At 43.4% G+C, this 13,466-nt stretch carries 13 protein-coding genes; 10 read left to right on the forward strand and 3 right to left on the reverse strand.

What is annotated here, in order from left to right; genetic code table 11:
• The first annotated feature begins 1 nt into the window (after window position 1).
• Together RT138_RS14680 and RT138_RS14685 are read left to right on the forward strand one after the other, a co-directional pair.
• Window positions 2-1,156, forward strand: a complete 1,155-nt coding sequence (locus RT138_RS14680) for an FAD-dependent monooxygenase (RefSeq protein WP_313191287.1) — start codon at window positions 2-4, stop codon at window positions 1,154-1,156.
• Window positions 1,156-2,091 carry an NAD(P)-dependent oxidoreductase gene (locus RT138_RS14685; protein ID WP_409529458.1) on the forward strand — a complete coding sequence of 312 codons (936 nt, stop codon included), beginning with the start codon at window positions 1,156-1,158 and terminating at the stop codon, window positions 2,089-2,091. The genes RT138_RS14680 and RT138_RS14685 overlap by 1 nt, the downstream gene beginning before the upstream one ends.
• Here the strand turns inward: RT138_RS14685 and RT138_RS14690 are convergent.
• Window positions 2,056-2,910 carry a hypothetical protein gene (locus tag RT138_RS14690; protein ID WP_313191289.1) on the reverse strand — a complete coding sequence of 285 codons (855 nt, stop codon included), beginning with the start codon at window positions 2,908-2,910 and terminating at the stop codon, window positions 2,056-2,058. The two genes, RT138_RS14685 and RT138_RS14690, sit on opposite strands and share 36 nt — an antisense overlap.
• A 212-nt stretch (window positions 2,911-3,122) precedes the next feature.
• Here RT138_RS14690 and acs point away from each other — a divergent pair, with 212 nt between their 5' ends.
• Entirely contained in the window at window positions 3,123-5,039 is a 1,917-nt protein-coding gene (gene acs, locus RT138_RS14695; protein ID WP_185215919.1) for an acetate--CoA ligase, read from the forward strand.
• A 233-nt stretch (window positions 5,040-5,272) separates the two neighbouring features.
• On the opposite strand, the gene RT138_RS14700 is transcribed toward acs, so the two are convergent.
• On the reverse strand, window positions 5,273-6,358 hold the full coding sequence (locus RT138_RS14700; RefSeq protein WP_313191290.1) for a metallophosphoesterase: 1,086 nt from the start codon (window positions 6,356-6,358) through the stop codon (window positions 5,273-5,275).
• A gap of 221 nt (window positions 6,359-6,579) precedes the next feature.
• On the opposite strand from RT138_RS14700, the gene RT138_RS14705 reads away from it, so the two are divergent.
• From RT138_RS14705 to mnhG, 7 genes are read left to right on the forward strand one after another with little or no spacing between them, the layout of a single operon-like run.
• Window positions 6,580-8,889, forward strand: a complete 2,310-nt coding sequence (locus tag RT138_RS14705; protein ID WP_313191291.1) for a putative monovalent cation/H+ antiporter subunit A — start codon at window positions 6,580-6,582, stop codon at window positions 8,887-8,889.
• Between the two features lie 4 nt (window positions 8,890-8,893).
• Complete coding sequence (locus RT138_RS14710) at window positions 8,894-9,307, forward strand: Na+/H+ antiporter subunit B (RefSeq protein WP_093100507.1); 414 nt, start codon at window positions 8,894-8,896, stop codon at window positions 9,305-9,307.
• A 3-nt stretch (window positions 9,308-9,310) separates the two neighbouring features.
• Window positions 9,311-9,667: a Na+/H+ antiporter subunit C gene (locus RT138_RS14715; protein ID WP_313191292.1), complete on the forward strand. Its 357-nt coding sequence runs from the start codon at window positions 9,311-9,313 to the stop codon at window positions 9,665-9,667.
• Entirely contained in the window at window positions 9,664-11,181 is a 1,518-nt protein-coding gene (locus RT138_RS14720; protein WP_254526513.1) for a proton-conducting transporter membrane subunit, read from the forward strand. Before RT138_RS14715 ends, RT138_RS14720 begins: the two co-directional genes overlap by 4 nt.
• Window positions 11,178-11,654 (forward strand): Na+/H+ antiporter subunit E, encoded by a 477-nt coding sequence (locus tag RT138_RS14725; RefSeq protein ID WP_094255556.1) that lies wholly within the window; start codon window positions 11,178-11,180, stop codon window positions 11,652-11,654. Before RT138_RS14720 ends, RT138_RS14725 begins: the two co-directional genes overlap by 4 nt.
• The gene (locus RT138_RS14730) at window positions 11,651-11,923 is read left to right on the forward strand and encodes a monovalent cation/H+ antiporter complex subunit F (RefSeq protein ID WP_099372782.1); all 273 of its coding nucleotides are present in this window, start codon (window positions 11,651-11,653) and stop codon (window positions 11,921-11,923) included. Before RT138_RS14725 ends, RT138_RS14730 begins: the two co-directional genes overlap by 4 nt.
• Window positions 11,916-12,332, forward strand: a complete 417-nt coding sequence (mnhG, locus tag RT138_RS14735) for a monovalent cation/H(+) antiporter subunit G (protein ID WP_185211270.1) — start codon at window positions 11,916-11,918, stop codon at window positions 12,330-12,332. The genes RT138_RS14730 and mnhG overlap by 8 nt, the downstream gene beginning before the upstream one ends.
• Here the strand turns inward: mnhG and RT138_RS14740 are convergent, their stop codons facing one another.
• On the reverse strand, window positions 12,333-13,397 hold the full coding sequence (locus RT138_RS14740) for a lactonase family protein (protein ID WP_313191293.1): 1,065 nt from the start codon (window positions 13,395-13,397) through the stop codon (window positions 12,333-12,335).
• Window positions 13,398-13,466: the final 69 nt, after the last annotated feature.

Here is a 13,466-nt window from a genome sequence, read left to right on the forward strand (position 1 = left end):
CATGGATGTACAAAGTGAATTTACCATTATTGGAGCCGGGGTCGCCGGACTGACCGCTGCCATTGCTCTACAAAACCTAAACCGTGAATTCACTCTTTTTGAACAAGCCAAAGAAATCAAAGGTATCGGGGCGGGGTTTGGCCTAGCAGCCAATGCCATGCAAGCCCTAGAATATATCGGAATCCGTGAGGAAGTCGAAAAGATCGGCTATTACCTAGATTCTTTTGCCATCCTTGACCAGAAAGGCAATATCCTCGTCAACCCAAACACCAGTAAATTATCCGATAAATACGCGCAAAAGAATTTTGCCATCCATCGCGCCGATCTACACTTATACCTCTTATCAAAAGTAAATCAGGATCACATTGCTCTTGGCAAGAGAGCACGTCAAATTACCCAAAAAGAGGATTATGTGGAAATACAGTTTGAAGATGGAAGTTCGCACAGGAGCAAATACCTCATCATTGCTGATGGTGTCAAATCTCCCTTGCGACAACAGCTCGTCCCAACATCAAAACCCAGATATGCTGGTTATAGCTGTTGGCGAGCGACGATAGACAACACGGAACTCAACCTGAACAGAGGATCGGAGACTTGGGGAAATAAAGGCCGATTTGGCCTAACACCACTTGTCAATAAACGCATCTATTGGTATGCCTGTATCAATGGCCCACAGCAAAACCCAACTTTCAGGGATTACGGCGTACAGGAACTGAAGCGTCAGTTCGGAAATTACCACCAACCTATACAAGAAGTACTGGAGAGAACCTTGGATTCCGATTTGATCTGGTCCGATATCATTGATATCAAACCGTTAAAGAACTTTGCCTTTGGCAATATCCTGATCATTGGTGATGCCGCACATGCCTGCACCCCCAATATGGGCCAAGGGGCATGCCAAGCCATGGAAGATGTCGCGGTACTCCATCAGGAACTTCAAAAGGATCAGTCCGTATGGCAAGCCTTCCTATCTTTTGAAAAGCGAAGATTATCCCGGACCAAGTATATCACAGATACTTCAAAATTGATCGGTGATGTTGCTCAATGGGAGAATAAATTCTTAATTTCAGTCCGAAATAACCTCATGAAGATCATGCCCGACAGCATGAACCAAAAAGCTTTGATCAAGCTGTTCAAGGAAGATTTCATGAAATAATGCATAATATGAATATTTTAATAGTCGACGATATACATGAAGTTCTGTTGCAGAAACTAAGTCGCGCTGCAATTGCCTATTCTTACCAACCCGACATCAGCAGAGCGGAAGCTGAAAAAGCTATCCCTGATTTTGATGGCCTTATCATCCGTTCGAAATTCCAAGTGGACAAAGAATTTATTGACCTCAACCCCAACCTCAAGATGATCGGTAGAGCCGGAGCGGGAATGGACAATATTGATGAAGTATACGCTAGCAGCAAGGGTATCAAATTGATCCCCGCCAATGAAGGCAATCGCGATGCTGTAGGGGAACACATGATCGGAATGCTTCTGAGCCTGATGAACAACCTGAACCGTGGAGATCGGGAGGTTCGATCTGGCGAATGGAAAAGAGAAGAAAACAGAGGCTATGAGCTGAAAGGAAAGACCGTGGCGCTCATCGGATATGGCCATAATGGTCAAGCCATGGCGAAGAAACTATCTGGATTCGACGTAAAAGTCATTGCTTATGACAAGTATAAAACTGGTTTTTCCGACCTCTATGCCACCGAGGTCTCTATGGAAGAAGTCGTGCGGAGAGCCGATGTATTGAGTTTCCATATCCCTTTAACACGTGAGACCCGAGGTATGGTGGATGACGAATACCTATTCCATTTCAGGAAACCCATCTTCTTTTTGATGGGTGCCCGCGGGGGAATCGTTAAAGTTCCAGCGGTATTAAAGAAAATGGATGAAGGTAAGATTATTGCCGCGGCATTTGATGTGCTGCCCGTTGAGAAATTCCCAGCTTTGGCCGAAGAGCCTTGGTATCAGGACCTGATCCAAAGGGAAAATGTACTATTGAGCCCACATGTTGCCGGTTGGACATTCGAAAGTTATTATAAGCTATCCGAAGTATTAGCCGATAAGGTTATTGCTTACGAGTATCAATAGCCATACAAAGAACCATTGAAGCACTAAAGCTAGGTCTAGCAGATAGACATGGTGATAGTGCTTTTCCTTTGAAAAGATAATGATCCTGAACATGGCCAAGATGAGGATTGTCGTCAACAACAAACCTATTTTAACGGCCCAGGTATTTGGGGACAAAAGGATTAGGACCAAATGGAAGACCCCTATTCCATAGGATAAATTAATGGCCTTTTCTTTTCCCAACAAGATCGGCACTGTTTTCAGGTTATACAAACTATCCTGTTCATAATCCCGGATATCAAAAGGGAGTGTACAAAGCACTAGGAACACAATTTTTACTAGTCCTAAGTAATTGGCAAAGTACCAATCTATTTGCTCGCCATTGGCAAACAGCTCCACTACGGGAAGTCCCACACTACTTAGGGACCAGACCAAGGCGATATAAAAAACCTTCAGACCAGGGACCTGCCTCATCCCTACCCATTTATTATTGACCTTGACCAGCGGAACGGCATAGGCCAAACTGATCACACCAATAAAGCCCAGAAAAAACAAGGTCAAGATATGCACATGTAACAAGGCCCAAACCGTGATCAAAACTGACAGGCCACTCAATAACCAAAAAAGCCACATGTTCTTCCCGATCCATCGGGTTCGTTGAAAAGGTGATTTGCTGGGATCTTTCGGCAAGGACAGGTACAGGCTCAGGTTATAGAGAAGCAAGGTGGTAGCGCCTTCAATGATCAGGATATCATTGTTGACCGGAAACTGTAGGATATAATAGGTCAAGGCACATTGGGCCACCGCTGCCAAGGCAATCAGTAGATTCGTATGAACCAAAAAATAATATATCCTTTTCAAAATGCCTGTCATGGTAACCTAACAATTGCTCTCAATATTTGTTCCTAGCCTACAAAAATTAGTATTTCAATCGAAAAAAAATTAAATTAGCTATACAGGTCCTTGTTTTTTCCGCATTCAATAACTAATTGACCGAATTAAATAATTTCCTGATGTAAAGATAATGTAGACCTATAATTTTTTAAAAAAAGATGAATTTTCAGCTTAAATCTTTTGAGGAGTATCAAGAAGCTTACAAAAGGAGTGTAGAAGAACCCGAAGCGTTTTGGAGTGATGTGGCAGACCATTTCTTTTGGAAAAGAAAATGGAACAATGTGTTGAACTGGAACTTTAAAGATCCAGACATCAAGTGGTTTGAAGGCGCGAAACTTAATATTACAGAGAACTGTTTAGATCGTCATATCTATAAATTAGGAGATCAACCTGCCATTATCTGGGAACCTAACGACCCCAATGAGGCACACCGTATCCTGACCTATAAACAATTATTGCAAAAAGTTGAGCAGTTTGCGAATGTCCTAAAGAACAACAATATCCGCAAAGGCGACCGGGTATGCATTTATTTACCGATGGTACCTGAATTGGTCATTGCTGTCTTGGCTTGTGCTCGTATCGGCGCGATCCACAATGTGGTATTCGGCGGTTTCTCCGCTCGCTCTATCGCTGATCGCATCAACGATGCAGACTGTAAATTGGTCATTACCTCCGACGGTGGTTTCCGTGGCCAAAAAATATTGGAACTGAAATCTATTGTGGATGATGCCTTGATGCAATGTGATTCTGTTGAAAAAGTAATCGTTTTGACCCGTACCCGTACTCCAGTTTCCATGATCAAAGGCCGTGATGTATGGTGGGAAGATGAGATCAAGAAAGTGGAAACCCAAGGTAATCCTGCATGTCCTGCTGAAGAGATGGACGCTGAAGACACCTTGTTCATCCTGTACACTTCCGGATCAACCGGGAAACCGAAAGGCGTGGTTCATACTACAGCTGGATACATGGTTTATACAGGATACACCTTTGCAAACACCTTCCAATATCAACCGGGCGAAGTTTACTTCTGTACAGCTGATATCGGTTGGATTACCGGACACAGCTATATCGTCTATGGTCCGCTTTCTCAAGGAGCAACCTCCTTGATGTTTGAAGGAATCCCGACCTACCCGAATGCAAGTAGATTCTGGGATATTGTCGATAAATATAAAGTGAATATCTTATACACCGCTCCTACCGCTATCCGTTCATTGATGGCCTTTGGCGATGAGTTCCTAGAAGGAAAAGATCTTTCTTCGCTACGTGTTTTAGGTACTGTAGGTGAGCCGATCAATGAGGAAGCATGGAACTGGTACCACGATAAAGTCGGCCATGGCAAATGTCCAATCGTAGATACCTGGTGGCAAACTGAAAACGGAGGACACCTCATTACCCCGATTGCAGGCATCACGAAAGAGATCCCTGGCTATGCGATGTTGCCACTACCGGGAGTTCAACCATGCTTAATGGATGAAAACGGTGAAGAAATCCAAGGCAACGATGTGACGGGCAACCTATGTATCAAGTTCCCTTGGCCAGGCATGTTGCGGACGACTTGGGGCGATCATGAGCGTTGTAGACAAACCTATTTCTCTACTTATCAAGATATGTACTTCACTGGCGATGGTTGTTACCGCAGTCCTGAAGGCTACTACCGCATTACCGGTCGTGTGGATGATGTATTGAACGTATCCGGACACCGTATCGGCACTGCTGAGGTTGAAAATGCAATCAATATGCACTCGGATGTTGTGGAGTCAGCAATCGTAGGTTACCCTCACCCTGTTAAAGGGCAAGGTATCTATGCATACGTCATTGCCAACCACCATATCGACGCCGAAAAAACAAGACAAGATATCCTGCAAACGGTGACCCGTATTATCGGAGCCATTGCAAAACCAGATATTATCCAATTCGTTACGGACCTTCCTAAAACTAGGTCTGGAAAAATCATGCGTAGGATCCTGCGTAAGATTGCCGAAGGCGAATTAAATAATCTAGGTGATACCTCGACCCTTCAAGATCCAAACGTAGTGGAAGCTATTATTGAAGGTTCCAAGGAAATGAAGAAATAATCGCACAGGATTTAAAAAAAATATTCCATAAAAAAATGGAGCCTACAGTATAAGTGGGCTCCATTTTTTTATGTCCTGTTTTGCCGTTTTGATCTGGAAAAATGTTATGGCTAGTTTTTTAGAAATTTCCTAGTTTATATTTTGACCTCATTCGAGACACATTCCGAATTTTCCGAATATGTCTCGAATGAGGTCAAAGCAAGACCCGAAGCCAATTGGTCAGGAAAATCGAATCAATCCTCCAATGAAAATTGAAATTCCTGGTTTTTTTCAGTCTTGTATGCTAGGTTCTGGGTTGCTGGGGAGATCGCAAAAAGCGGCGAAAAGGTTTTCACTTTTACGGTCTTTCCATCCGGAAGGAATTCCAAATATCTCAACCAGCCATCACCACCATTACCGAACCAGCCACCGCCCATCGCTTGGGCGTTGAAGGTCATCTGGCTAACGGTTTTTCCGGCAGCGTTCTTATCCTGTCTGAACCCGATGTGTCCGTCAAAATTATCCGGATCGCCAATATGTCCAGAGAATACCATTCGGATATTTTTAGAAGGCTTGACCAATTTTTCGAAAACCGCCGCACCATAGTTAGCATCCTCAATCTTGTAGCCTTCTTTTTGAATATGGTTGCTTTTGCTGTCCAGATAGGTATGGGTCAACAAGATCACGTCATGATTTTCATACTTCTGTTGATCCAAGGTTTTCTTTGCCCAAGCAAGCACTTCATTACGGGGTGCAAATTCAAGGACCATTACCAATAATTTCTTTGGATGAGGCGTTTCAAACTCATAGACAGCATTGACAGCCGATGAGTTGCCGTTCAGGCTTGGACCTACCTCACGCAATGCTCTTGCATTGAATCCATTTTGTTCCGGCGAGAAATACCTATCATATTGGGTAGCTCTATATTCAGCGCTCACATGGCCATAATCATGGTTACCGGTTGCCAAGACATAAGGAACACGGTTATCTAGTTTGCGAAAAGCTTCGCTGGTATTGGTCCATTGCTGTTTGCTGTTTTGGTTGGCCGCCTTGGTATCTGGGTTCAATAGATCATTCTGTTCAACCAAATCACCTGTACATAGCACAAATTGGGTATTTAAAGAGTCTGCATTTTCACGGACCCAAGAGGTCATCAGGTTTAATATCCCCACATTACGGTCGTATTTGACATAGGTTTGGGGATCAGGAATCAAAACCAAAGACCAGGATTTGCTGTTTGTAAGTTTAGGTTTGACATAGCTTTGCTGGGCAATTAACTGCTGCGAGAACAATAGCAACGCCAACAAAGTGGAGAGCACTGAAAGAGATTTAAAATTCATAATGATTAAAAGTTGATTATCTAAATTTAATAAGAAAAGGGGATTTTTATTGAAAGTATATGTTTTTATTGGGGGACAAAAATATTCATGATGGATTTTGAGGAATTGGCTTAATGCAATTATTTTTGAATTTCATCATGTTTTCTCTTAATTAAGGCGAGAAAAATGGCTGTTTTTTATTATTTTTAGCCGAATCCCATTAATTCTTTAAGAGAGCGCGCATGTTATTTACGATACTTCTAGGTTTGATTTCTTCGATTTTGCTCATTCCATTTGGCAAAAAGCTTAAATCATCCTGGAGCATCATCATTCCGCTCATTCCCACAGCTCTATTTATTTATTACATGGGATATATCCCAAAAATTGCTGCTGGATCTACCTTTTTCCAAGAAATCAGCTGGGTTCCATCGCTAGGGGTCGACTTCAACCTCAAGTTGGATGGTCTATCGCTGTTGTTTTGCCTGTTGATTACCGGAATTGGCTGCGGAATTTTCTTTTACGCCCGAACATACCTCAAAGGACACCCCTATTTTGACCGATTTTTTGGATATCTCTATCTATTTATGTCGGCCATGTTGGGTTTGGTCCTTTCGGATAATATCTTTTTGCTGTTTATCTTTTGGGAATTGACCAGTATCAGTTCTTTTTTCCTGATCGGATTTAACAATGACCAAGAGGCATCCCGAAAAAGTGCAATGACCGCGCTGACCATTACCGGTATGGGCGGTTTCTTTTTACTTGCCGGCCTTGTCTTGATAGGCAATGTAGCTGGAACCTATAGGATTTCTGAATTAATAGAATATCGGGACGTTATCTTGAACCATCCCCAATATCCATTGATCCTCTTCCTGATCTTTATTGGAGCATTTACCAAGTCGGCCCAATTCCCATTCCATTTCTGGTTGCCGGGAGCTATGAAGGCCCCTACTCCGGTGTCGGCCTATCTGCATTCTGCCACGATGGTAAAAGCGGGGATCTATCTCTTAGCTAGGTTTTTCCCGGTGCTGAGCGGAACGGAATTATGGAGCTATACCTTGATAGGTGTAGGTGGATTTACGATGTTGTATTCCGCGGTTCACTCCCTGTTCAGGATAGACCTGAAATCTATCTTGGCATACACGACCATTTCAGCCCTTGGTATGCTGGTCTTTTTGTTGGGAGTCGGCACGAAGGAAGCTGTTATTGCAGCCAGTGTATTTATCCTGGTGCATGCACTCTATAAGGCCACCCTATTTCTGGTCACAGGAATCATCGACCATGAAACTGGGACACGGGATATCACGAAACTATCTGGCTTGCGGAAAGTGTTGGGCCCAGTTGCCCTTGCCGCTGGTTTAGCCGCGTTGAGCAGTGCTGGCCTTCCGTCTACATTCGGCTTTATTGGCAAGGACCTCATTTATGAAGCGACCCTACATGCAAAGGAAAATTGGATATTGATCTTAACGATATTGGCTGTCGCAACCAATGTCTGCTTGGTGGCAGCTGGATTTATGGCAGGGATCAAGCCCTTCTTTGGCGAGCTTCCATCAGCCTATTCGAAACTGCACCTCCCCTATAAATCCATGTGGATTCCACCATTGATCCTTGCCTCTTTAGGCCTAATCTTTGGATTGATCCCCGGACTGACCGGAAACTTCCTGAGTTATCAAACTGCCAATTCCATCTTTGCTGCCGATACCGAAATGCATTTGGCAATCTGGCATGGCTTCAACACCGTGCTGATCTTAAGTTTGGCAACACTTGGGGCAGGAACCTTTGTTTATTTCATCAATAAGCCTAGCGAAGCAAAGGTAAAGCGGGTGGAAAACCTAGATAGGATTTCTCCGCAGCGGATCATAACCGGTTATGCCAATGACATCGTACGCTTTGCCGATTGGTTCAGTAACTTCTTCCATAATGGCTATCTACGGTCATACCACATGAAGATCATCCTTTTTGCGGAAGCTTTATTGATATATAAACTTTGGCAGAGTGGCCCGATCCAGATTGATTTTGACAACCTGACCCCATTGACCATTTACGAGGTGGCTGTCGTGATCATCCTTTTGGGTGCCTTGGTGATCGTTATCTCCACCCCTTCCCGATTGACATCGGTGGTGGCGATGAGTGTCATCGGATATTGTATCTGTTTGATGTATGTGTTCTACAGTGCGCCAGATTTGGCCATGACCCAATTTACCATTGACACCTTGAGTACCGTACTTTTCGTATTGGTCCTATATAAATTACCGAGTTTCCTGAACCTAGCTTCAAAGAGAGAAAGATACCGGGATAGCATCGTTGCCCTGGGCTTTGGCGCTATACTTTCCATTATCGCCTTGAAAGTGCTGTATGAGCCGATACAAACGCAAACCAGCGATTTTTACGGCGAGAACGCCTATATCTTGGCAAAAGGAAAGAATGTGGTGAACTTGATCTTGGCAGATTTCCGTGGGATTGATACCATGTTTGAAACGGTAGTCTTGGGAATTGCCGCATTAGGCGTATACAGTTTATTGAAATTGAGATTAAAATCTTCAGAAAAGGAATAAGACCATGCGCAGTATAATATTACAGACAGCTACAAGATACCTGTTACCCATCTTACTTCTATTCTCTTTCTTTCTGTTGTTGAGAGGGCATTATTATCCTGGAGGAGGATTTGTGGGTGGCCTAGTGGCCTCCATAGCTTTTGTATTGCACAGCTTTGCCAATGGTACGGAAGCGACCATGAAGATATTGGGCAGGAAACCCTTGTCCCTGATTCCCATCGGATTGGGTATCTCTGCTGTTGCCGTGGTGATGCCTACCTTTTTTGGGCTGCCTCCCATGACTGGATTGTGGTGGGAAGAAAAAATCCCGGTTATCGGGATGATCGGATCGGCTTTATTCTTTGACCTAGGGGTTTACCTAGTCGTGATAGGAGTTGTATTAACTATTTTATTCACTATTTCACTTACTAAGGATTAATAGATGGAATTACTGTTAGTACTCGTTTTAGGTTTTTTATATGCTGCCGGGGTCTATCTGATCCTTCGGAGGAGCATGGTCAAGCTATTACTGGGCATTATGCTCTTAGGGAACGGGACAAATATCCTGATCTTCCTATTAGGTTCGATCACCAAGGGTAAACCGCCTGTGATCGATTCATCGCACAATGTTTTTCAGGATATTTATGCAGACCCTATTCCACAGGCCTTGATTTTGACGGCAATTGTAATCAGTTTCGCCCTGACCGCCTTTGCCATTGTATTGTTAAAACGTGTTTATGCTTTAGTGGACACAGATGATTTAGATGATTTAAACACGCCGGAAGAAGAAGATATATGATCGACAACCATATTTTAGCCCCTGTATTCATACATCTTTTTACGGCAATCATACAATTGATTGCTTGGCGAAAGACTATTTCACAGCGCTTCTTGAGCGTTGGTGGAGCATTTATAGGTTTGCTGATTGCCATTCGTTTATTTGCAAAGGTGTACACGGAAGGTTCCTTGCACATGAATGCCTCCAATTGGGAGCCTCCCTTTGGGATTGTATTCGTTGCAGATATGCTGAGTACCACCATGGTCTTATTGACTTCCATTGCAGGCTTTGCCGTATCCATCTTTTCATCGGTTGGATTGAGCAGGCAACGGATGCTATATGGCTATTTCCCTATCTTCCATTTCCTGTTGATGGGTCTGAACGGAGCCTTTTTGACTGGTGATATCTTTAACCTGTATGTTTGGTTTGAGGTGGTAATCATTTCTTCCTTTGTATTGATGACCCTGGGGGGCAGAAAGGCGCAATTGGAAGGTGCCGTGAAGTACATGGCCATGAATATTTTGGCTTCCACCTTTTTCCTGACCGGTATTGGTATCCTATATGGAATCACCGGTTCTTTGAACATGGCTGATCTTTCCCTAAAAATCAGGGATTTTGATAATAAGGCATTGGTAGGCATTACGTCGATCTTCTTTATTCTAGGATTTGGAATCAAGTCGGCGGTATTCCCATTGTACTACTGGTTACCTTCATCCTACCATACTCCACCCTCTGCCGTTGCGGCAACTTTTGGTGGTTTATTGACTAAATTAGGGATTTACGCCATCTTAAGGGTTTTCAGTCTGATCTTTATACCCGATGAGTTCACCAGGAACCTTTTTATGGTCCTTGCTGTTTTGACGGTATTGACGGGAGCCTTTGGGGCATTGATCAAGACCAATATCAGAAGGATGTTCTCCTACCTTATCGTCTGCCATATCGGGTTTATGCTAGGAGGTATTGCCATGTTTACCAAACTCGCTTTAATGGGAACTGTATTCTACCTGATCCATGACATCATGGTCAAGACCAATATGTTCCTGATCGCTGGGTATATTCGTTTGGTAAGAGGCAGCATGGACATGAAAAAACTGGGCGGATTATATAAAGATTATCCCTTGATTTCCCTGATCATCGCCTTGGTCCTGTTTTCATTGGTGGGCATTCCACCGCTTTCAGGATTTTGGCCTAAAATTTACCTCTTCCAGGAAGCTTTCGTGGATAAGCAGTATTTCTTCATTGCGGCATTGATCATCGGAAGTTTGGTGACCATGTATGTGATTGCCAAGATGTGGGCCGATGTTTTCTGGAAGGATGTTCCAGCCGGAGTGGTTGTTGAGGACAAATTCCATGATCAGCCCTTGTTTAAGAAAATACTGTTGGTGGGACCGATCCTGATCCTGTGCTCCGTAACCCTGTACATTGGATTCAATGCGGAGAACATCATTACGGTGGTCGATAGAATTACAAATGAATTGTTGGACACGAGCCCTTACATCCGTACCGTTTTGGGCGATAAAGCTTTTGAACAATGATCAAGTTTTTTTTAATGAACCTGCTCCTATCCTTTATCTGGGTAGCTCTGACAGGCTCGCTGTACTATTCTAACTTTATCTTCGGCTATTTGCTGGGGTTCGGCGTGCTATGGATCATGAACAGGAATGAAACTGATCAGCGTTATTTCTATCGTGTACCCAAGATCATCAGTTTCTTCTTTTTCTTCCTATTTGAGTTGATCAAAGCGAATATTCAGGTGGCCTATGATGTGATCACTCCGAAATACTTCTTCAAACCGGGAATCGTGCGTTATCCTGTCAATACCACGACCGATTTTGAGATCAATATATTGGCGACTTTCATTTCCCTGACTCCGGGGACACTGATTATTGACATCAGTGATGATAAGAAAGCCATTTACATCCATGTTATGTACCTCAAGGACGAAGAACAATTTATAAGGACATTAAAAACAGGGGTTGAACGGAAATTATTGGAGATATTACGATGAGTTTAGAAACCTACTTTGATTTTGTCATATTGCCAATCTTGACCATATCGGTTTTATTGGTGTTTATCCGTTTGTTCAAGGGACCATCCGTTGTTGACCGGGTTATGGCCTTGGACCTCATCATTACCATTGGTATTGGGATCATTACGGTCTACAGTATCCGTCAGGAGCAGGAAGTGCTCTTGGATGTTGCCATTATCTTGGCACTGATCGCCTTCCTCGGTACCATTGCATTCTCTTACTATATAGAAAAACAAAAAGATGATTGAAATTATTCTAGCTATACTGAGCACTGTTGGTGCACTTTCTATCCTCTTTGCCTCCATCGGGGTACTGAGAATGCCTGATTTCTATCTGCGTTTATCCGTTACGGTAAAGGCTTCTACCCTAGGGGTCGGCTTGTTGCTGATCTGTGCAGCCATCATGTTCCCTGAGGATGTTTCCGTGACGACAAAATCCATTGCCATCATCTTCTTTTTACTGCTTACGGCACCAATTGCAGCGCATATGATCGGAAAGGCGGCTTATTTCATTGGCATTCCCCTGTGGAAAGGTACAGTCATCGATGAACTGAAAGGGATGTACAATAAAGAGACCCACTGCCTGGAAAGCGACCCTAAAAAAGCGGACCAGAATGCGCCAGACAATATCGCGGATACCGACGATGCAACAGATTAACTAAAACAGGATACAAACGGGCTTGGATGCTTTGATCCTTTTTCCCGAATCGGTTAATTTTCCCGATTTTTTATCCCTATTGAAAACGACAATTTCGTCAGTCAGCTGATTGCCAACCAAGATGAATCGCTCATCTGGACTGAAATTGAAATTTCGAGGTCCTTTCCCCTGTACTGAAATCACTTCTTTTCTTCTTAGTTTCCCATTCTTGCCAACCGCAAAGGTCGTTATGGTATTGGCATCAATTCTATCGGTGGAATATAGGAATTTCCCATCTGAGGACACTTTGATATCTGCGGCACCACTTTTTCCCTCAAACTCTGGAGAACGCATGGAGATAATCTGGTAGGAATCCCAAACGCCATCTTTCTTCTTGAAAACTTCGATATCACCGGTCATTTCCATCAGGGAATACAGGACATTGCCATTGGGATGAAAAGCGATATGTCTAGGTCCTCCGCCCAGATTGACATGGAGTTTCCCCTTTTCAACAAATTGGAATTTGCCGTTGTCAGCTTTCTGAATATCGAGTATATAAATCTTATCACCGCCTAAATCGGATACATACAGTAAATTATCGGGACCAAAAAAAGCGGAATGTATATGGGAAGCCTCTTGACGGGCTTTATCTACACTTTTTCCATGATATAGTTTGGTATCGTCCTTGGATAGGATTTCTCCTTTTGGAGACAGCTGAAATAAATCTAAAGCACCCCCCAGATAATTGGAAACTACGGCATATTCAGCATCTTTACCGATAACCACATGGCATGGTGCGGAACCGCCAGTCGCCAGTTTATTCTGAAAAGTCAAGCCCTCTTTGCCCAGTGAAAAGGAGGAAAGAGATTGACTACCGTCGGTCATTTCATTTGCAGCAAGCAGGAAATAGCCCCTTCTGTCCAAGAATGAAGGGTTAGGGGTACTCTTCTCGCGGACCAAGGTTGCATCTCCTGTTTTGGTATCAAAACTGAATTCGTAAATTCCCTTGCTTCCATTTGGGGAAGTATAGGTGCCGACATAAAGTGGAATCCGGGGATTCTGAGCTTGGGTTAATGTGACATTCATGAAAAGGAATAGGAAAAATAGCAGTCGTGTGTTCATCTGTTAAATATGGTTAAATCGCCCTAAGTTTAA

It is taken from the genome of Sphingobacterium sp. (genome assembly GCF_032065005.1).
Taxonomy (GTDB): domain Bacteria; phylum Bacteroidota; class Bacteroidia; order Sphingobacteriales; family Sphingobacteriaceae; genus Sphingobacterium.